Source organism: Streptomyces sp. NBC_01298 (assembly GCF_035978755.1).
Taxonomy (GTDB): domain Bacteria; phylum Actinomycetota; class Actinomycetes; order Streptomycetales; family Streptomycetaceae; genus Streptomyces.
On the sequence record NZ_CP108414.1, the window covers coordinates 2,748,732 to 2,768,515 of the forward strand.

General features: G+C 72.7%; 13 protein-coding genes. 2 read left to right on the forward strand and 11 right to left on the reverse strand.

The genetic code is table 11. From position 1 onward, the window contains the following. Positions 1 to 24: 24 nt before the first annotated feature. The 9 genes from ispG to OG730_RS12285 form a co-directional block, all read right to left on the reverse strand. Positions 25 to 1,182 (reverse strand): flavodoxin-dependent (E)-4-hydroxy-3-methylbut-2-enyl-diphosphate synthase, encoded by a 1,158-nt coding sequence (gene ispG, locus OG730_RS12245; protein ID WP_327304277.1) that lies wholly within the window; start codon positions 1,180 to 1,182, stop codon positions 25 to 27. A 197-nt stretch (positions 1,183 to 1,379) separates the two neighbouring features. Next, positions 1,380 to 2,681: a M50 family metallopeptidase gene (locus OG730_RS12250; protein ID WP_327304278.1), complete on the reverse strand. Its 1,302-nt coding sequence runs from the start codon at positions 2,679 to 2,681 to the stop codon at positions 1,380 to 1,382. Continuing rightward, on the reverse strand, positions 2,678 to 3,931 hold the full coding sequence (gene dxr, locus OG730_RS12255; protein ID WP_327304279.1) for a 1-deoxy-D-xylulose-5-phosphate reductoisomerase: 1,254 nt from the start codon (positions 3,929 to 3,931) through the stop codon (positions 2,678 to 2,680). The genes OG730_RS12250 and dxr overlap by 4 nt, the downstream gene beginning before the upstream one ends. Before the next feature lie 20 nt (positions 3,932 to 3,951). Then, a complete protein-coding gene (locus tag OG730_RS12260; RefSeq protein WP_327304280.1) occupies positions 3,952 to 5,271 on the reverse strand; it encodes a serine/threonine-protein kinase in 1,320 nt (439 codons plus the stop codon). A gap of 91 nt (positions 5,272 to 5,362) precedes the next feature. After that, the gene (locus OG730_RS12265) at positions 5,363 to 7,360 is read right to left on the reverse strand and encodes an acyl-CoA dehydrogenase family protein (protein WP_327304281.1); all 1,998 of its coding nucleotides are present in this window, start codon (positions 7,358 to 7,360) and stop codon (positions 5,363 to 5,365) included. Positions 7,361 to 7,476: 116 nt separating this feature from the next. Then, positions 7,477 to 8,202, reverse strand: a complete 726-nt coding sequence (locus OG730_RS12270) for a thioesterase II family protein (RefSeq protein WP_327304282.1) — start codon at positions 8,200 to 8,202, stop codon at positions 7,477 to 7,479. Positions 8,203 to 8,355: 153 nt separating this feature from the next. Further along, positions 8,356 to 9,801 carry an aldehyde dehydrogenase family protein gene (locus OG730_RS12275; RefSeq protein ID WP_327255191.1) on the reverse strand — a complete coding sequence of 482 codons (1,446 nt, stop codon included), beginning with the start codon at positions 9,799 to 9,801 and terminating at the stop codon, positions 8,356 to 8,358. A gap of 569 nt (positions 9,802 to 10,370) precedes the next feature. Then, positions 10,371 to 11,948: a PucR family transcriptional regulator gene (locus OG730_RS12280; RefSeq protein WP_327304283.1), complete on the reverse strand. Its 1,578-nt coding sequence runs from the start codon at positions 11,946 to 11,948 to the stop codon at positions 10,371 to 10,373. A gap of 189 nt (positions 11,949 to 12,137) precedes the next feature. Continuing rightward, complete coding sequence (locus tag OG730_RS12285; protein ID WP_327304284.1) at positions 12,138 to 14,489, reverse strand: ATP/GTP-binding protein; 2,352 nt, start codon at positions 14,487 to 14,489, stop codon at positions 12,138 to 12,140. Positions 14,490 to 14,765: 276 nt separating this feature from the next. On the opposite strand from OG730_RS12285, the gene gabT reads away from it, so the two are divergent. Both gabT and OG730_RS12295 read left to right on the forward strand, forming a co-directional pair. Continuing rightward, positions 14,766 to 16,100: a 4-aminobutyrate--2-oxoglutarate transaminase gene (gene gabT / locus OG730_RS12290; protein WP_327304285.1), complete on the forward strand. Its 1,335-nt coding sequence runs from the start codon at positions 14,766 to 14,768 to the stop codon at positions 16,098 to 16,100. A gap of 225 nt (positions 16,101 to 16,325) precedes the next feature. Beyond that, the gene (locus tag OG730_RS12295; protein WP_327304286.1) at positions 16,326 to 17,222 is read left to right on the forward strand and encodes a phosphatase PAP2 family protein; all 897 of its coding nucleotides are present in this window, start codon (positions 16,326 to 16,328) and stop codon (positions 17,220 to 17,222) included. Here OG730_RS12295 and OG730_RS12300 read toward each other — a convergent pair. Further along, positions 17,207 to 19,018, reverse strand: a complete 1,812-nt coding sequence (locus tag OG730_RS12300; protein WP_327309233.1) for a chitinase — start codon at positions 19,016 to 19,018, stop codon at positions 17,207 to 17,209. The two genes, OG730_RS12295 and OG730_RS12300, sit on opposite strands and share 16 nt — an antisense overlap. 151 nt (positions 19,019 to 19,169) lie before the next feature. After that, positions 19,170 to 19,634: a hypothetical protein gene (locus OG730_RS12305; RefSeq protein WP_327304287.1), complete on the reverse strand. Its 465-nt coding sequence runs from the start codon at positions 19,632 to 19,634 to the stop codon at positions 19,170 to 19,172. Positions 19,635 to 19,784 lie beyond the last annotated feature (150 nt).

Below are 19,784 nucleotides of genomic sequence, written 5' to 3' on the forward strand. Positions count from 1 at the left end.
CGGGCCCGTCACCTGCTGCGGAAACTAGACGCCGATGGCGACCGTCGGCTCGCCCGACATCACGCCGTCCTTCTCCATCTGCTCGGCGATCTTCATCGCCTCTTCGATGAGGGTCTCGACGATCTTCGACTCGGGAACGGTCTTGATGACCTCGCCCTTGACGAAGATCTGGCCCTTGCCGTTGCCGGAGGCGACGCCCAGGTCGGCCTCACGGGCCTCGCCGGGGCCGTTGACGACGCAGCCCATGACCGCGACGCGCAGCGGCACCTCCATGCCCTCCAGGCCCGCCGTGACCTCCTCGGCCAGCTTGTAGACGTCCACCTGGGCGCGCCCGCAGGACGGGCAGGAGACGATCTCCAGGCGGCGCGGCTTGAGGTTCAGCGACTCCAGGATCTGGATGCCGACCTTGATCTCCTCCACCGGCGGGGCCGACAGCGAGACGCGGATCGTGTCGCCGATGCCCTCGGAGAGCAGCGCGCCGAAGGCGACGGCGGACTTGATCGTGCCCTGGAACGCCGGACCGGCCTCGGTGACGCCGAGGTGCAGCGGGTAGGTGCACTGGGCGGCCAGCTGCCGGTAGGCGTTGACCATGACCACCGGGTCGTTGTGCTTGACCGAGATCTTGATGTCGCTGAAGCCGTGCTCCTCGAAGAGGCCGGCCTCCCACAGCGCGGACTCGACCAGCGCCTCGGGCGTGGCCTTGCCGTACTTCTTCAGCAGCCGCGCGTCGAGCGAGCCGGCGTTGACGCCGATCCGGATCGGGGTGCCGGCGTCCTTGGCGGCCCGCGCGATCTCCTTGACCTTGTCGTCGAACTGCTTGATGTTGCCCGGGTTCACGCGGACGGCGGCGCAGCCGGCGTCGATCGCCGCGAACACGTACTTCGGCTGGAAGTGGATGTCGGCGATGACCGGGATGTTCGACTTCTTCGCGATCACGGCGAGCGCGTCGGCGTCGTCCTGCGTCGGGCAGGCCACGCGGACGATGTCACAGCCGGACGCGGTCAGCTCCGCGATCTGCTGGAGCGTGGCCCCGATGTCGGAGGTCCTGGTGGTGGTCATCGACTGCACGGAGATCTGTGCGTCCCCGCCGACGGCGACCGAGCCGACCTGGATCTTGCGGCTGACCCTGCGGTCGGCAAGCTTCGTCGGCACGGCCGGCATTCCGAGAGAGATGGCAGTCATCTGCTGTGCAACCCCAAGGTGTGGATATAGGTGCCGGGATCGGCGGTCTCCAACGTCCGAGATTACGCCAACCGGCACGGCTCACGTGCATCGCAGGTGGTGTGCCACCCGAACGTAGGGAGCCGGGCACGATGCGTGCCCGGCTCCGGTCCCCATGCTGTACGGGCGTCCCGTAGGACGATCCGCCGATCTTTCGATCAGGTGATTTTGATGGGGTTCACCACGTCCGCGGCCAGCACCAGCAAGGTGAAGCAGAGGAAGACCCCGGCCACCACGTAGGCGGCGGGCATCAGCTTCGCCACGTCGAACGGACCCGGGTCGGCGCGCCGGAAGACGCGGGCGAAGGCCCGCCGCACCGACTCCCACAGGGCGCCCGCGATGTGCCCGCCGTCCAGCGGCAGCAGGGGCAGCATGTTGAACAGGAAGAGGGAGAGGTTGAACATGCCCAGGACGTTCAGCATGATCGACATCCGCTGCTCGCTCGGGATGTCCAGGGCCGCGATCTCCCCGTTGATCCGGGCCGCGCCGATGATGCCCATCGGGGAGTCGGCCTCCCGCTCGGCTCCGTTGAAGACCGCGTTCCACAGGGCCGGGATCTTGCCGGGGAGCTGGGCCAGGCCCTGCACGCTGCTCTGGACGACCTCGCCGACCCGGTCCGCGGACTGGGTGAAGGTGAGCGGGGCGATCACGGACTTCGGGCCGACGCCGAGGTAGCCGGCCGAGACGTACTCGCCCTTGACGTAGCCGCCGTGACCGTCGGTCTTGCCCACGCGGTTCTCCACGAGGCTGGCGTTCAGGGTCATCTTCTGCCCGTCGCGCAGGACGGTGAGGGTGGCGGGTCCGATGGTGTTCCGGATGTCCTTCTGGAGCGCGTCCCAGTCCTCGACCGGCTTGCCCTGGAAGGCCACGATCTTGTCGCCGGCCTTCAGGCCCGCGGCCTTGGCCGGGGCCGCCGGGTCGCCTGCCTGGCAGGTGTCGCGGTTCTCGCTCTGCTTGATCACGCAGTCGGTGACGGTCTGGACCTGGGTGGTCGTCTGCTGCACCCCGAAGGTCATCCACACGCCGAAGAAGATCGCCATCGCCAGGACCAGGTTCATGAACGGTCCCGCGAACATCACGATCACGCGCTTCCACGGCTTGCGCGTGTAGAAGAGCCGCGATTCGTCGCCCGGCTGCAGTTCCTCGTAGGCCGCCGAGCGCGCGTCCTCGATCATCGAGCGGAACGGCGACGTGGAGCGGGCGGTGATCTTGCCGTCCTGGCCCGGCGGGAACATCCCGATCATGCGGATGTAGCCGCCCATCGGGATGGCCTTGAGCCCGTACTCCGTGTCGCCCTTCTTGCGCGACCAGATGGTCCGGCCGAAGCCGACCATGTACTGGGGCACGCGGATGCCGAAGAGCTTGGCCGTGGAAAGGTGGCCGAGCTCGTGCCAGGCGATCGAGAAGAGCAGCCCGATGACGAAGACGAGCACGCCGATCAAGGTGAGCAGTACGGTCATGCGCGCGCCTCCACGGCGGCCCGTGCCGCCAGCTCCTGTGCCCGGGCCCTGGCCCAGGTCTCCGCTTCAAGGACGTCCGCGACGGTGAGGGAAGTTCCCCGGGCGGGCGTTCCGTGCTCATCGACCACGGCAGAGACCGTATCCATGATTGCTGTGAACGGGAGCCGACCGGCCAGGAAGGCCTCTACGCACTCCTCGTTCGCCGCATTGAACACGGCGGGCGCCGTACCGCCCAGGGCGCCGACGTGCCGGGCCAGGCCCACCGCCGGGAAGGCCTCGGTGTCCAGCGGGAAGAACTCCCAGGTCGACGCCTTGGTCCAGTCGAAGGCGGTGGACGCGTCCGGGACCCGCTGGGGCCAGCCGAGGCCGATCGCGATCGGGCCGCGCATGTCCGGCGGGGTGGCCTGGGCCAGCGTGGAGCCGTCCGTGAACTCCACCATGGAGTGCACGTACGACTGCGGGTGGACCACGACCTCGATCCGCTCGAAGGGGATGTCGTAGAGCAGGTGCGCCTCGATGACCTCCAGGCCCTTGTTGACCAGGGTCGCCGAGTTCACGGTGATCACCGGGCCCATCGCCCAGGTCGGGTGGGCCAGGGCGTCCTGCACCGTGACCGAGGCCAGCTCGGCGCGGGTGCGGCCGCGGAAGGGCCCGCCGGAGGCGGTGACCACGAGCTTGCGGACCTCGGCGCGGGTGCCCGCGGCCAGGGCCTGGAAGAGCGCGGCGTGCTCGGAGTCGACCGGGATGATCTGGCCCGGCTTCGCCAGGGCCTTCACCAGCGGACCGCCGACGATCAGCGACTCCTTGTTCGCGAGGGCCAGGGTCCGCCCGGCGCGCAGCGCGGCGAGGGTGGGCGCGAGGCCGATGGAACCGGTGATGCCGTTGAGCACGGTGTGGCACTCGGAGGCCGCGAGTTCGGTGGCCGCGTCCGGGCCCGCGAGGATCTCGGGCAGCGGCTCACCGGCGCCGTACTCGGCGTCCAGGGCCTCCTTGAGGGCCGGTACGACGTCTTCGCGCGCGACGGCCACGGTGTGCACGCGCAGCAGCCTGGCCTGCTCGGCCAGCAGCGCGACCCGGCCGCCGGCGGCGGACAGGGCCGTGACCCGGAACCGGTCCGGGTTGCGCAGGGCCAGGTCGATGGCCTGGGTCCCGATGGACCCGGTCGAGCCGAGGATGACGATGTCCCGACGGCCGGCCGCGGGGTCGAAGAGGAGGTGCGGATCGGCGAGGGGAGATGGGCGGTCGCTCATGGACCCATTGTTGCCGCAACTCAGGGGCGCCCGGACACTGAGCCCCCTTCCGTGACCCGAAGGAGAAGGTGCGGGAGCGTCCCGGCGAAGTCGGGGAGGGTGGTGGCCACCCGCCACCAGGCGTCCGGATCGGAGCCCAGGGCCAGCGCGAACAGCCGGTCGGCCTCGGACCGGGCGGCGATCACCGGAGCGGACGGTTCGTGGCGGTCGGGGTGGTCCACCTCACCCAGCCAGTGGTCCTCGTCCAGGGCCCAGCAGGCGGGCGCCTTGTGCCGGATCACGTCCTCGCCGGTGAGCAGGCCGCGGGCGAGGCAGTCGCGCACCCACCGGACGTCCTCCTGGACGGACTGCATGGGCACCGCGAGGCTCGCCAGGGCCAGTTCGCGGTCCACCCCGCCCACGGGCCCGGCGCCTCCGGGCGCCATGGAGCGCACCGCCTCCGCGAGCCCGGGGACCGGCTCTCCCGGGGCGGGCTCCGGCAGGGTGCCGCGCACGATCCGGGCCACCAGGACCGGCAGGGTGCCCGGGAAGGCGGGGGCGTGGCGCAGCAGTTCCGCCCAGAGCCGGGGGTCGTCGCGCAGCGGGCGCAGGGCCCGGGCGACGGCCGTGCGCATGCCCGTGCGCTCGGGCAGGGTCCAGCGCAGGCCGCGGGCCCGGGACACGTCGGTGAGGAGCAGGGTGCGGTGCGCGGGGGCCACGTGGGCGACGACCTCCTCGTGCGTGACCCGGCCCATCCGTACGGCGCGGACGGCGGGCCGGTACCAGGAGCGCTCGTGCGGACCCGCGGTGGCGAGCAGCGCGTGGACGGCCTCCCGGGGCAGGTCCAGGGCCAGCAGCAGGGCTTCGACCGATCCGGCCGGCAGCGGCCGGCGGAGGTGTTCGGCGAGCAGCGGCTCCGGGTCCGGGTCGTGGGGCAGGGTCAGGACGTCCAGCGGGACCCGTGGCCCGCGCCGGCCGTGGCGGCGCAGCAGGCCGATGAGCTCGGCCGCGGTGAGCGGCCCCTCTTCGGGGTCCCGGCCGAGCTCGGCGCGGAGCACCGGCAGGAGTTCCGGCGGGGTCCGGCGGCGGGCGTACCGGGCGGGCCCGGGCAGGCCGGGCAGCGGCCGGCCCACGACACGGGGGTTGCGGGCGACGTAGCTCCGGTCGGCCTCGCTTCCGTGGCGGAGCAGCAGGGTGACGGTCGAGGCCGCCAGCCATTCGTCCCGGCACAGGTACTTGAAGGCGGGCTCGTCGAGCCGGCCGATCATGTCGGTGACGACGTGGTCCGGTGCGTGGCGCAGGACGTGCGCCACGCACCAGGCCAGCCGTCGGCTGGCGCGGTCTTCCTCGGCCGTCGGCATCGTTCTCGTCCGCCTCGCGCTGTGCTCGTACGCGTACCCGTACTCGTACTCATCCTCGTACGTCGCTCCGACGTCCGGCGATGATTACAGGTCAGCGCAGCGGCCGGTGGACATTTTCGCGGGTTGAGGGGCCCGGGGTGGCGTCGGCGATCCAGGGGCCGTCGCCGGAGGGATCCAGGACGCCCTCCTCCAGCCAGGTGTAGTTCCCGGACAGCACCCCGGCCACGACCTTGCGGTCCAGGTCGTCGGTGTTGTCCCAGAGCCGCCCGAAGAGCTCCTCCACGCGGAGCCGGGACTGCCGGCAGAAGGCGTCGGCCAGCTGGTAGGCCTCCCGGCCGTGCTCGCCGGAGGCCCTCAGGTGCTCGGCGCGCACACAGGCCGCGCTCATCGCGAAGAGCTCGGCGCCGATGTCGACGATCCGGCCGAGGAACCCCTGCTTGGTCTCCATCCGGCCCTGCCAGCGGGACATGGCGTAGAAGGTGGACCGGGCGAGTTTGCGCGACCCGCGTTCGACGTAGCGCAGATGGGTGGCGAGGTCGGGGTGGCCGCTCGGGTGGAAAGCCCGGTAGGTGCCGGGGACCTGGCCGGCGCCGGTGGCGAGCTGGGGAAGCCAGCGGGCGTAGAACCCGGCGGCCCGGGCCCCCGCCTTCGCCTTGTCGCCCAGCGCCTTGTCCGGGTCGATGAGGTCGCCGGCCACCGACAGGTGGGCGTCCACGGCCTCGCGGGCGATCAGCAGGTGCATGATCTCGGTGGATCCCTCGAAGATCCGGTTGATGCGCAGGTCGCGGAGCATCTGCTCGGCCGGCACGGCCCGCTCGCCGCGGGCGGCGAGGGACTCGGCGGTCTCGAAGCCGCGCCCGCCGCGGATCTGGACCAGCTCGTCGGCCATCAGGCAGGCCATCTCGGAGCCGTAGAGCTTGGCGAGGGCGGCCTCGATGCGGATGTCGTTGCGGTTCTCGTCGGCCATCTGGGAGGCCAGGTCGACCACGGCCTCCAGGGCGAAGGTGGTGGCCGCGATGAAGGAGATCTTGGAGCCGACGGCCTCGTGCAGGCCGACGGGCCGTCCCCACTGCTCGCGGACGCCGGACCATTCGCGGGCGATCTTCAGGCACCACTTCCCCGCGCCCACGCACATGGCGGGCAGCGAGAGCCGGCCGGTGTTCAGCGTGGTCAGCGCGATCTTCAGGCCGGCGCCCTCGGCGCCGATGCGCTGGGCCGCGGGGACCCTGACCTGGTGGAAGCGGGTGACGCCGTTCTCCAGGCCGCGCAGGCCCATGAAGGCGTTGCGGTGCTCGACGGTGATGCCCGGGGAGTCGGCCTCGACGACGAAGGCGGTGATCCCGCCCCGGTGGTTCTCGCTCTTCGGCACCCGGGCCATGACGACGAGCAGGTCGGCGACGACCCCGTTGGTGGTCCAGAGCTTCACGCCGTCCAGGACGTACGCGTCCTCCCCGTCCGGGACCGCCGTGGTGGCCAGCCGCGCCGGGTCGGAGCCGACGTCGGGCTCGGTGAGGAGGAAGGCGCTGATGGCGGTGGTCGCGCAGCGCGGCAGGTAGGCGTCCTTCTGCTCCTGCGTGCCGAACATCTTCAGCGGCTGGGGCACGCCGATCGACTGGTGGGCGGAGAGCAGGGCGCCGATGGCCGGGCTGACCGAGCCGACGAGGGCGAGCGCCTTGTTGTAGTACACCTGGGTGAGGCCGAGGCCCCCGTACTTCGGGTCGATCTTCATGCCGAGCGCGCCGAGCTCTTTGAGCCCGCGCACGGTCTCGTCGGGGATCTTCGCCTCGCGCTCGATGCGCGCTCCGTCGACGGAGGTCTCGCAGAACTCCCGCATCCGGGCCAGGAAGGCCTCCCCGCGCCGGACGTCCTCCTCGGCGGGGAGCGGGTGGGGGTGGATCAGGTCCAGCCGGAACCGGCCGAGGAACAGCTCCTTGGCGAAGCTCGGCCGCTGCCAGTCCTGTTCCCGGGCCGCTTCCGCGACCTGCCGGGCCTCGCGCTCGGTCACCTTGGGCGGTGCGGGCGGTGCGGACTCTTCGGGCTCTGGGGGCGGAACGGGCTGTGAGGGCTGTGCGGGCTGTGGTGCGGACATGAGGGGGCTCACCTCGCCGCCGAGAGAGGGGGTGCTTACCGGTGGGTGCTACCAGTGAGTCGTACCCGTTTCGGGCGGCGCGGAAGCGGCGGTAAAAGAGGGACGCCGGAGCCCGCTCAGGCGCCCGGCCGGCCCACGGCCAGCCGGGCGACCCGCTCGGCGTGGGGGACGAGGTAGAAGTGGTCGCCCTCGAAGACGTGGGACGTGAAGGCGCCCGTGGTGACCGTCGACCACGCCCGGGCCGCGAACGGGGTGACGCGGGGGTCGCGGTCGCCCGTGAGGGCCATGACGTCCGCGCGCAGCGGCGGGGCGTCCTCGCGGCGGCGGTAGGCGTCGATCAGGCGGAAGTCGTTGCGGACGACCGGCAGGAACAGCTCGCGCAGTTCCGGGTGGCTCCAGACCTCCACGTGGGGACCGCCCAGAGCGGTGACGGCCGCGATCAGGTCCTCGTCGGTGCGCGGAGGGCGCACGACGGTGGGCGAGGGGAGTCCGCGGCCCGAGACGCACAGGCGCGTGACGTGGTCCGCCCCGGCGGCTTCGAGGCGCAGGAGGCTCTCGTAGGCCACGGCCGCGCCCATGCTGTGACCGAGGAGCACCGTGGGCACGGGAGTTTCGGCCAGGAGCTCCGCGGCGACCTGCGGCACCAGGGCGTCCATCGTCGGGATCAGCGGCTCGCCCATGCGGGTTTCGCGTCCCGGGTAGCGCACCGCCACGAGTTCGACCGAAGGATCCAGGTGCCGGGTCCAGTCGCGGAAGAAGCCCGCGCCGCCTCCCGCGTGCGGGAAGCACACCAGGCGCAGGGCGGGATCCGCGACGGGACGGTGGCGCACCAGGTAGGACACGTGGGACTCGATTCGTCGGCCGGGGAACGTCTCGCCAGGCGGCGTGGGGACGCGCGCCCGGACGCCCACGACCCTGCCACACGTCGAAAAGAGACGGCCGGAGCCCCCGCACAGTAGGCTCCGGCCGTCGGCTTGGTGGCCGTACGAGTTCGGTCAGATGTCGAGGCCGCTGAGGACCAGGACCCGCTCGTAGGTGTAGTCGTCCATCGCGTAGCGCACGCCCTCGCGGCCCACGCCGGACTGCTTGACGCCGCCGTACGGCATCTGGTCGGCGCGGTAGGACGGGACGTCGCCGACGATCACGCCGCCGACCTCCAGCTCGCGGTGGGCGCGGAACGCGGTCTGGATGTTCCGCGTGAAGACGCCGGCCTGCAGACCGAACTTCGAGTCGTTGACGGCGGCGAAGGCCTCGTCGGTGTTCTCGACCCGGCGCAGGGTGAGGACCGGTCCGAAGACCTCCTCGGTGGCGAGGGTGACGCCCGCGGGCACCTCGGCGACGACGGTGGGCTCGTAGGAGGCACCCTCGCGCTTGCCGCCCGTGAGCAGCTTGGCTCCGGCGGCGACGGCCTCGTCGACCCAGGACTCGACCCGCTTGGCGGCGTCCTCGGAGACGAGGGGGCCGACGTCGGTGGCGGAGTCGTTCGGGTCGCCGGTGACCTGCTCGCGGACCTTCGCGACGACCTTCTCGACGAGGCGGTCGTAGACCGTCGCGTCGGCGATCACGCGCTGCACGCCGATGCAGGACTGGCCGGCCTGGTAGTTCGAGAAGGTGGCGATGCGCGTCGCGGCCCAGTCGAGGTCGGCCTCCGAGGACCAGTCCTCCAGGACCACGGCCGCGGCGTTGCCGCCGAGCTCCAGGGTGCAGTGCTTGTGGGGCACGGCCTGCTGGATGGCGTAGCCGACCTTGTCCGAACCGGTGAAGGAGATGACGGGCAGGCGCTCGTCCTTGACCAGCTCCGGCATCTTGTCGTTGGCGACGGGGAGCACGGACCAGGAACCGGCCGGCAGGTCGGTCTCGGCGAGCAGCTCGCCGAGGATCAGACCGGAGAGCGGGGTGGCCGGGGCCGGCTTCAGGATGATCGGCGCGCCGACGGCGATGGCGGGGGCCACCTTGTGGGCGCACAGGTTCAGCGGGAAGTTGAAGGGCGCGATGCCCAGGACCGGACCCTTGACGAATCGGCGGGTCAGGGCGAGGCGGCCGACGCCGCCGGCGTCGGTGTCCAGGCGCTGGGCCTCTCCGCCGTTGAAGCGGCGGGCCTCTTCGGAGGCGAAGCGGAACACGGACACCGCACGGCCGACCTCACCGCGGGCCCACTTGATCGGCTTGCCGTTCTCGGCGGAGATCAGCAGCGCGATCTCCTCGGTGCGCTCGGCGAGCCGGCGGGCGACGTGGGCCAGGGCCTCGGCGCGTACGTGGGCCGGGGTGGCGGAGAACTCCGCGGTCACGGCGTACGCGGCGGCGACGGCCTCTTCGACCTGGGCGTCGGTCGGGACGCTGACGGTACCGACGAGGCGGCCGTCCCACGGGGAGTGGACGTCGAAGCTGTCGTCGCCCGTGGCCTGGCGGCCGGCGAGCCAGAAGGCGTGGGTGGAAGTCATGCTGATCCCGGCCCTTCGGAGGGTGTGCGGTGGGTCCTTGTCCCCTCCACCGTAGGACTCCGCCGGGGTTTCGGCGTTTGTCCGGGGTGGAGTACGCGTTCCGCGCGGCGCGCCGCTTTGTCAGTGTCGGGGGCGCGGCTGCTCGTGCGGGGCCCCTGCGGGGGGGCTGTACGGGTGCCCGCGCGGGCACGGCTGCGCCGGGGGCGGACCGCTGCGCGGGGCGGAGTCCCCTACCCGCCCTTCCACCGTTCCCCGGGCTCTGCCCGGACCCCGGACGTGCGCTCCGCGCACGTGCCCTCAAACGCCGGGCGGGCTGAAAGCTGCCGCGCAGCGGCAGTATCCAGCCTCGCCGGCGTTTGAGGCGCGGGGTCTGGGGCGGAGCCCCGGGGAACGGGCGAAGGGTGGGCAGGGGACCCGGCCCCGCAGGGCCGAACCCAGCCGCACCCGCCCACCGGGCCCCACGCCGGGACGGCAGTGGCGGGCACCCGGCCCAGCCACCGACGGACGGAGTCCGGCGCAGCGGCGCGAAGCCGGTGAGGCCTCCAGGGCCGCACCGCGCGAGCGGCGCGTCAGGAAGGCGCGGTCGCCTTCAGGGCGAGCCACAGCTCCATGCGGACGTCCGGGTCGTCCAGGGAGCGGCCGAGGATCTCCTCCACCCGCCGCATGCGGTAGCGCAGGGTGTGGCGGTGGACGCCGAGGTCGGCCGCCGCCGCGTCCCACTGGCCGTGGCGGGAGAGCCAGGCCTGGAGGGAGGCCACCAGATCGCCGCGGCCCTTCTCGTCGTGCTCGCGCAGCGCCCGCAGGGTGCCGTCCGCGAAGGCCCGTACCGCGTCGTCGGCCAGGAGCGGGAGGACCGAGCCCGCCGCGAGGTCCTCGTGCTCGACCATCGGGCGGCCGCGCCGCCGGGCCACGGCCAGGGCCTGGTCGGCCTGCTTGAAGGCGGCCGCCACGCCGGAGGCCGCCGCGGGGGCCGACAGGCCGAGGACCAGCTCGTCCGGCTCCGGTTCGCCCGTCTCACGGCCCCGGCGGGATTCCAGCGCCTCCGCGTGTTCCACGCACGCCTGCACCGCCGAGCCCCCGTCGGCCGCCAGGACCACGAGCCGGCCCGGCTCCGGAACCACCAACAGGGTCTCCCCCGTGCGCGCGGCCGCCGATTCCACGGCGTCGGCGAGCATCGCCAGGCCCTCCGGCTGGGCGGTGCCGGCCAGGGCCGGTTCCGCCACGAGGATCCGGAACGGCGCGTCGAGCAGGGCCCCGTACAGGTCCCCGGCCACGGCCTGGGCGTGGTCCGCCTGACCGGCGAGCAGCATGCGCAGCACCGCGGCGCCGAGCCGGGACTCGGCGTCGTGCAGGGAGCGGGAGCGTTCGGTGGTGAGGGTCAGCAGGGCCACCGCGGAGTGGACGGCGTACCGCTCCGCCGTGCCGAGCGGGGCGCCGGTGCCGACGGCCAGGGCTCCGCGCGCCCGGCGGCCGGTACCGAGCGACTGGAGTTCCACCCGGTCCTCGGAGCCGCCGACCACGGCGCTGGCCGGCGCCGGCCGCTCCCGCAGCCGTTCCACGTCGGGGGTGAGGCGGGCCGCCCGGCGCGCGGCCCAGTCGGGCGCGGCCGCGACGACGGCGCCCGAGGTGTCGTACAGGGCGGCCCAGCCGTGCACGTGCGCGGCCAGCTTCGTCAGCAGGTCGGCGGGCCCGTCGGCGGACAGCGCGGCCCGGGTCAGCTCGCGCTGCGCCTCGAAGCCGGCGGTCACCGCCCGGTACTGGTCGGCGGCGAGGGCGGCGGAGACGGCCTTGCTGATGGCGAGGAACGGGGTGCGCCGGGGCACCTCCAGCAGCGGCAGGTCCTCGGCGGTGGCGGCTTCCACGAGCGCCTCGGGCACGGCGTCGTAGTTCACCCCGATGGCGAAGCCGATGCCGACGACCCCGGCGGCCGCGAGCCTGCGCACGTAGCGCCGCATCTCCTCGGGGTCCTCCGCGTCCAGTTTCATCGCGGTGATGAGGAGGAGCTCCCCGCCCTCCATGTAGGGGACGGGGTCGGCGAGCTCACTGACGTGGGCCCAGCGCACCGGGGTGTCGAGGCGGCCCTCCCCGGCCCGGACGCTGAGCTTGAGCGCCGAGTGCTGGACGAGCGAGGCGAGGGTGAGCGGCATGGGTACCGGGGCGCCTTAGGGAGAGGAGGGGTGCGGCGGCGAGGTGCCGACGGAGGATTCTCGCCGTGGACCACCACCGCGGTTTTCGCCGTGTCGTACGAACGGCACCCTTTGAGTCTGCCACCTCGTACGGGTTCGCTCCGTTCCCCCGGTCGTCCCGGCTCAGTCCTGTCAGTCCTGTCAGTCCCGTCAGTCCTGTCCCCCGAGCCGCACCAGCAGCGGGGCGGCCCGCTCGCCGCGGACGGAGGTCAGGGAGATCACGGCGTGGCCGGGGGGCACCACGTGCGCCAGGTCGGAGGCCGACCAGCGTTCCCGCTCCACCTGGCGCACGGTCACGGCGTCGGTGGTGACGGCCTTGCCGGAGACCAGCTTCCGGAAGGCGTGGATGGCCCGGGTGAGCGGCTGGTCGGCGAAGACCGTCCGGTGGGTGACGTCGCGGGTCTCCACCCATTCGGTGCCCCAGGTCTCGGCGAACCGCTTGCCGTCCCAGGTGGTGACCCCGGAGAAGGCCATCCGGCAGCCCACGGCCCCGAGCAGCGGGGTGCGCAGGGCTTCCGGTACGTCGTCCAGGGTGCGCAGCGTGAGCAGGACTCCCGCGTTGGCCGAGCGGAGCCGCTGGATGCCGCGCACCGCCTCCGGGGTGAGCGTGTGGGAGGCGTCGTCGAAGGCGAGGAGCGCGAAGAGCGTGCGGTCGGTACGGGCTGCGGCGGAGGCGTTGAACTGGGCGAGCAGCAGCCGGGCCAGCATCCGGGAGGCGTCGGCGTGCCCGCGCTCGGGAAGGTCCACGCGGACCCGCAGGGGGTGCTCCAGGGCCCGCAGGGAGAAGGGCCGCCCGGCGCCGGTGGTGTCGAAGAACCCGGCGAAGGCGGGCCGGTCCAGCAGCGCGACCCGGTCGGCGAGGGCCGGGCCGGGGTCGGCGGGGGCCCCTTGCTGGCGTTCGCGCGCGTCGAGCTCGCGGAGCATCCGGTGCTGTCCGGCGGCCTCCAGGGCCTCGCGCAGGCCGGCGAGGGCGACGGGCACGTGGTCGAGGAGCTCCCGCAGCTCCGGCACGGCGGGGAAACGGCCGTACGCGGCCCGGAACGGTCCGAGGAGCTGAGCGAGGGCGGTGGCGGCGCGGCGCACATCGACCCCCGGCAGGTCTCCCACGAAGCCCTCCGCGAGGAGCGTGGCGGCCTCGTCGGCGTCGGTCGTGCCCCCGTAGAGGTCCAGGTCGTAGACGGAGTCGGGATCGCCGACGCGGACGACGACGTCGTAGCCCTCGTCGGGTCCGAGGGCGGCGCCGGTGGAGGCGACCACGACGACGGCGGCCTGGCCGGCGAGGGCCTGCAGGGCCAGTGACTCCACGACGGGGCGGACCAGGCGGGAGGTCTTGCCCGCGCCCGAGGGGCCGATGGCGAGCAGCGAGGTGCCGAGGACTCCGGGGTCGAGGGCGATGCCGCTGCCGCGGCGGGCGTACGGGTTGCGCTCGCCGTCCTGGACGGTGCCGAGCAGCACCTGGCGGGCGAGCAGATCGTGCCGTGCCGCCCGGACGGGCAGCTCGCGCGCCCCCGACGGGTGGACGCAGGCGCCGGCGCCCTTGTCCCGCACGGACTCGGCGAAGGCCCGCGCCCGCGAGGGATCGGCCCGTACGGTCTCCCAGGCACGCCGGATCCGCACGAAGTCCACGTCGTTCATCCGCCCGGCCACCACCTCGGCCCCGAGCCGATCGGCCACCTCCGCCATCCCGGCGTCCCGCACCTCGGTCCAAGTGAGGTTCTCGGAAGGAGCCCCCGCTGCGGGTACTGGGGACGAGGGGGCCTGCCTGGCTTGGTGGCCCGGACCCGGCTTGCGCGCCAGCCGGGCGAAGAAGACGAGCACGGGCGCCGTGACCACGGTGTAGACGAGGACGGTCACCACGGTCCGCGTTCCCCGGCTCATCTCCGCGTACGGCAGGTGGTCGCCCACAAGACCCAGGACCGTCAGCGTGTTCGTTCCGATGAGGAGCAGCACGAACAGTGCACCGGCCACCGCACCCGCAACCCTGGCCTGGGGTCCACGGGCCGCGACCAGCCGTTCGAAGGCCGGGCCCCACGAGCCCAGCCGACTGAACCACACCACCACCGCGCAGGTCACCAGCAGCATGTAGGCCTGCAACCCGGCGGTACCCCGTCCGTCGACCGGATCGCCACCCAGGTCCCACCAGTCCCGGGGGGTGAAGAGCTTGAGCGGCAGGTCCGTGTACGGGATGTAGTTGTTGCTCAGCAGCGACCAGACCAGCACGCACGCCAGGAATGAGATGACCGCCCCGCTCAGCAGGGCCCGGTCGGTGGCCTCCTCCGGCTCCCGTCCCTCACGGGGCCGGTAACCGAAGCGCCAGATGCCCGGCCCCGCCTCCGGGCGAGGGGTACTCAGCCAGTCCGTGAGCCCCGGTCCGACGCTGGGCGCGTGGGCAGGCCTCGGCGGCGCCAGGCCCTGCACGGGAGACACCAGACCCGGCCGAGTCGGCCTGGGTACATGATCCGCACGGACCCTCTGCCCATCGTGCGTGCCGTCGGTGTCCATGAAACCTCTGCCCCCTGCCCGTGAGCGCACTGCCCTGCACTGTCCTGCACTGCCCTGCCTGCACTGCCCTGCGCGCTCAATCTAGTGGCCGTTGCCGCCCCGCGACCCGTACCCGGGCATGATCCACAAGACAGGCGCGGATTCCTCCCTATGGCCGTCACGGACAAGGACACGCGGGGACCACTCCCGAACGGAGCATGCAGGACCCCGCCTCCCGGGCCTAGCCTGCGGACAAAGACACAAGTGCGTCCGAAAACACCCCCCAGGAGCCCCCCTATGACCGCTGTTCCGCAGGAGCGCCGCATCGTCACCGCGATCCCCGGCCCCAAGTCGCAGGAGCTGCAGGCCCGCCGTCTGTCGACGGTGGCCGGCGGCGTGGGCTCCGTGCTTCCCGTCTTCACCGCCCGCGCGGGCGGCGGCATCATCGAGGACGTCGACGGCAACCGCATGATCGACTTCGGTTCCGGCATCGCCGTGACCTCGGTCGGCGCCTCCGCCGAGGCCGTCGTGCGCCGCGCCGCCGCGCAGCTCGCCGACTTCACCCACACCTGTTTCATGGTGACCCCCTACGAGGGCTACGTGGAGGTCTGCGAGGCCCTCGCCGAGCTCACCCCGGGTGACCACGCGAAGAAGTCGGCCCTGTTCAACTCCGGCGCCGAGGCCGTCGAGAACGCCGTCAAGATCGCCCGTTCGTACACCAAGCGCCAGGCCGTCGTCGTCTTCGACCACGGCTACCACGGCCGTACGAACCTCACGATGGCGCTGACCTCGAAGAACATGCCGTACAAGCAGGGCTTCGGCCCGTTCGCCCCCGAGGTCTACCGCGTCCCGGTCGCCTACGGCTACCGCTGGCCGACCGGCGCCGAGAACTGCGGCCCCGAGGCCGCCGCCCAGGCGATCGACAACATCGTCAAGCAGATCGGCGCCGAGAACGTCGCCGCGATCATCATCGAGCCGGTCCTCGGCGAGGGCGGCTTCATCGAGCCGGCCAAGGGCTTCCTCCCGGCGATCGTGAAGTTCGCCAACGACAACGGCATCGTCTTCGTCGCCGACGAGATCCAGTCCGGCTTCTGCCGCACCGGCCAGTGGTTCGCGTGCGAGGACGAGGGCATCGTCCCCGACCTCATCACGACCGCCAAGGGCATCGCGGGCGGCCTGCCGCTCGCGGCCGTGACCGGCCGCGCCGAGATGATGGACTCCGTGCACGGCGGCGGCCTGGGCGGCACCTACGGCGGCAACCCGGTGGCCTGCGCCGGTGCGCTCGGCTCCATCGAGACCATGAAGGAGCTCGACCTCAACGCCGCGGCGAAGAAGATCGAGTCCGTCATGAAGGCCCGCCTGACGGCCATCCAGGAGAAGTACGACATCGTCGGCGACATCCGCGGCCGCGGCGCCATGATCGCGATCGAGCTCGTCAAGGACCCCAAGTCCAAGACCCCGAACCCGGAGGCGGCCGGCGCGCTCGCCAAGGCCTGCCACGCCGAGGGCGTGCTCGTCCTCACCTGCGGCACCTACGGCAACGTGCTCCGCTTCCTGCCGCCGCTGGTCATCGGCGAGGACCTGCTGAACGAGGGCCTGGACGTCATCGAGGCCGCGTTCGCGACCCTCTGATCGACCGTCCGGTCAAGCGTCCGGCCAACCGTCTGATCGACCGCCTGCGCAGCCCCCTGGTCGAACGTCTGACACAGGCGGTAGAACGCGGGGACGCGATCCTCGATCACCGCGCGGTCACTACCGGGGGTAACGGTCGGGCGCTGTGAAGAAGGTGTGGGGGGCCGATGGCGGGAGCGTTTTCCCGCTGTCGGTCCCCCTTCCGCTGCCGTACGGTTTCTGCAGATGAGTGAGACACCCCGCTCCCGGGAAATCGGGGGCGACACCAGTACCGGGCTTCCCCAGCGCCGCACTGGGCATGCGTTCGCGCACACTCTTCACCGATCGGACGGCCGCACGCCCCAAACCCCCCGGGGCGCCCGGCATCCCGATCCGGGCGGCCGCCCCGGAACCACCCCCCCTGTTCCGGGGCGGCCGGCCACTCTCCTCTCGGCGGGTTCCGCCGTCTCCGCGCTCTGCGCGGCGCTCTTCGCCCTGACCACCTGGCAGGTCCTCGTGTCCGGGCCCCTGCTGGTCCCGGACGCCGCCCTCAGCCGCTCGCTGGTGCGCACGGTCCCCGACGCGGTCACCCAGCGCCTCTCCGATCTCGGCAACGTCCCGGTAGCAGTCCCCGTCCTGCTCCTCGCCGTCGTCCACGCCGCCCGGCGCGGCAACCGGCGCGCCGCGGCGGCCGCGGCCCTGGCCATGGCCCTGGTGCCGGCCCTGATCGTCCCGCTGAAGGAGTGGACCGGCCGTCCGGGCCCCCTGGAGCCCTGGGCCTCCGGCTACTACCCCTCGGGCCACACGGCCACCGCTTGCGTGGCGTACACGGGCGCGGCCCTGCTCGTGCGCCCGTACACCCGGGGCCGCTGGCCCCTCCCCCTCGCGGCGGCCCTCACCGCCCTGACGGCGACGGGGCTGATCCTGCGCGGCTACCACTGGCCCCTGGACGTCCTGGCCAGCCTCCTGATGTGCACGCCGCTGCTGCTCGTGGTGCGGAGCGCGGCGGGGCGGGGACGCACGGCAGGGCCGGGGCGTGCGCGCCCCGGCCCTGCCGCGTCCGACGACCACTCGGCCGACGGCCAGCCGGCGGACGGTCAGCCGGCGGACGGTCAGCCGGCCGACGGTCAGCCGCCGAAGTAGGCGTCGAAGTTCTTCGAGAACTCCCAGCTGCCGAAGCGGTCCCAGTTGATCGACCAGGTCATCAGGCCGCGCAGGGCGGGCCAGGTGCCGTGGGTCTGGTACGCGCCACAGTTCGTCTTCTTGGTCAGGCAGTCCAGCGCCTTGTTGACCTCCGCCGGGGAGGTGTGGCCGTTGCCCGCGTTGGTCGTGGCCGGCAGGCCGATGGCGACCTGGTCCGCGCGCAGCGGCGGGAAGACGCGGGCGGTGTTGCCGGCCACGGGGAAGCCCGTGAGCAGCATGTCCGTCATGGCGATGTGGAAGTCGGCTCCGCCCATGGAGTGGTACTGGTTGTCGAGGCCCATGATCGAGCCCGAGTTGTAGTCCTGGACGTGGAGCAGGGTCAGGTCGTCGCGCAGGCCGTGGATGACCGGGAGGTAGGCGCCGGCGCGCGGGTCCTGGCCGCCCCAGGGGCCGGATCCGTAGTACTGGTAACCGAGCTGGACGAAGAAGGTCTCGGGGGCCATCGTCAGGATGAAGTCCGGGCCGTACTTGGCCTTCAGGGTCTTCACGGCGGAGATCAGGTTGACGATCACCGGGGTGGTGGGGGCGCGGAAGTCGGTGTCGCCGGTGGCCAGGGAGAGGGAGTGGCCCTCGAAGTCGATGTCGAGGCCGTTGAGCCCGTACTCGTCGATGATCTTGCTGACGGAGGAGACGAAGGTGTCGCGGGCCGCCGTGGTGCCCAGCTGGACCTGGCCGTTCTGGCCGCCGATCGAGATCAGGACCTTCTTGCCCGCGGCCTGCTTGGCCTTGATGGCCGCCTTGAAGTCCGCGGCCGATTCGACGTTCGGGCATTCGCTGACCGGGCAGAGCTGGAAGCGGATGTCGCCCGAGGTCACCGAGGTGGGCTCGCCGAAGGCCAGGTTGATGACGTCCCAGGAGGCGGGTACGTCGGCCATCCGGACGTAGCCGGAGCCGTTGGCGAAGCTGGCGTGCAGGTAGCCGACCAGGGCGTGCGCGGGCAGGCCGGGGTTGCCCGGGTTGCCGCCGCCGTTCGGCGTGGTCACCGGGACCGCGGCGCTCTTGGCGGATTCGCCGGCCGCGTTCACGGCGCTGACCTGGAAGGAGTACGTCGTGGAGGCGGTGAGGCCGGTGACCGTCGCCGACGTGCCGCCGACGGTGGTCGGGTTCGCGCCGTCCCGGTAGACCTTGTACGAGGTGGCCCCGGTCGCGGCCGCCCAGGAGAGGCCGACCGTGGTGGAGGAGGAGGCGGACCCGGCGAGCCCGGTGGGGGCGGCCGGGATCTGGGGGCCGGGTCCGGAGCCGCCGGGGTCCGGGCCGACGAGGGTCACGTCGTCGGTGAACTGCGACGGCTGGCCGTACCAGCCCTGCGTGTACACGGTCACCGAGGTGGTGCTCGGGCCGGTACGGAAGCTCGTGCTCAGCTGCTTCCAGGCGCCGGGGCTCTGGGTCCAGGTCTGCGGGTCCGTGGTCCCGGTTCCGGTGGCGCCGAGGTAGACGTACGCCCCCTGCACCCAGGCGCTCAGCGTGTACGCGGAGTCGGGCTTGACGGTGACGGTCTGGGAGCAGCGGGCGTTGTCCTGCCCGGCCGGGGTGCTCTTGAGGGCGGAAGTGCCGCCGTGCACCGGGGTGCTGACGGCGGCTCCGCTGCCGGCCGAGCAGCTCCAGCCGTCCAGGCCGGCTTCGAAGCCGCCGTTGCGGATGAGGTCGGCGTCGGCCGCGGCGGCCGGCTGACCGGCGGCGAGGAGGCCGGCCGCCGCGAGGGCGGCGGCGGTAAGGAGGGACAGCGCGGAGCGTATGACGGTGGGTCTGGCGGGGCGGGTGGGGCCAGCAGGACGAGTGGGGCGCACAACTGCCTCCGGTACATGGGGGGATGGAGCCGGGCCGCGCGCGGGCGAGCCGTGGGGGAAGGCGCAGCGGCGCCCAAGATGGTCCAGACCAATCTTCTTGTCAAGACTTCCCACCCGTCCGCCCCACGACGCGCGCCGCCGCCTCGTGCATCGCGAGCTCCAGTACCGCCGGATCGGTGAGCGTGCCCCGCCCGTCCGGGACGACGAGCCAGCGGACCCCGCCCGTGGCCCGGCCGGGGTACGGGACCACGATCCAGGTCCCGTCACCGGCTCCCCGCACACCCGTCCCGATCCAGCGCGACGCCGTGCCCGGGGGCACGAAGAAGCCCAGCCTGGAGTCGCCGAAATCGGCGAGCACCGGGCCGGGCCGGGCGGGCAGCGTGTCCAGTACTTCGAGGGTGGTGCGTCCCAGCTCCCCCGGCAGGATCAGCACGTCCCACCGGCGGCCGGCGGGCAGCAGGGCGACCCCGAGGGGGTTGCGCTCCCACTCCCAGCGACAGGCGTCCGGATCGGGCGCCACCGAAACCAGCCACTCCACTGCCGTCTTGTCCCCCGGGATCGTCATCGCCCGGCCTCCGCTCTCTGTGGGTGAGGTGAAGCGTTCTCACAGGAGAGAGCGGGGCCGGGCGCAGGTATGACGCGGGTTTCGTTACCCCGTGGTAGTGAAGCAGGTCACACCATCACGGGCGATGTGCGCCCGGGGCGTGCGGAGGTC

What these genes read in the sequence shown, in the direction of transcription:
- ispG (WP_327304277.1), bottom strand. Translation starts at nt 1,182, where the DNA reads ATGACTGCCATCTCTCTCGGAATGCCGGCCGTGCCGACGAAGCTTGCC.
- OG730_RS12250 (WP_327304278.1), bottom strand. Translation starts at nt 2,681, where the DNA reads ATGACCGTACTGCTCACCTTGATCGGCGTGCTCGTCTTCGTCATCGGG.
- dxr (WP_327304279.1), bottom strand. Translation starts at nt 3,931, where the DNA reads ATGAGCGACCGCCCATCTCCCCTCGCCGATCCGCACCTCCTCTTCGAC.
- OG730_RS12260 (WP_327304280.1), bottom strand. Translation starts at nt 5,271, where the DNA reads ATGCCGACGGCCGAGGAAGACCGCGCCAGCCGACGGCTGGCCTGGTGC.
- OG730_RS12265 (WP_327304281.1), bottom strand. Translation starts at nt 7,360, where the DNA reads ATGTCCGCACCACAGCCCGCACAGCCCTCACAGCCCGTTCCGCCCCCA.
- OG730_RS12275 (WP_327255191.1), bottom strand. Translation starts at nt 9,801, where the DNA reads ATGACTTCCACCCACGCCTTCTGGCTCGCCGGCCGCCAGGCCACGGGC.
- OG730_RS12280 (WP_327304283.1), bottom strand. Translation starts at nt 11,948, where the DNA reads ATGCCGCTCACCCTCGCCTCGCTCGTCCAGCACTCGGCGCTCAAGCTC.
- OG730_RS12285 (WP_327304284.1), bottom strand. Translation starts at nt 14,489, where the DNA reads ATGGACACCGACGGCACGCACGATGGGCAGAGGGTCCGTGCGGATCAT.
- gabT (WP_327304285.1), top strand. Translation starts at nt 14,766, where the DNA reads ATGACCGCTGTTCCGCAGGAGCGCCGCATCGTCACCGCGATCCCCGGC.
- OG730_RS12295 (WP_327304286.1), top strand. Translation starts at nt 16,326, where the DNA reads ATGAGTGAGACACCCCGCTCCCGGGAAATCGGGGGCGACACCAGTACC.
- OG730_RS12305 (WP_327304287.1), bottom strand. Translation starts at nt 19,634, where the DNA reads ATGACGATCCCGGGGGACAAGACGGCAGTGGAGTGGCTGGTTTCGGTG.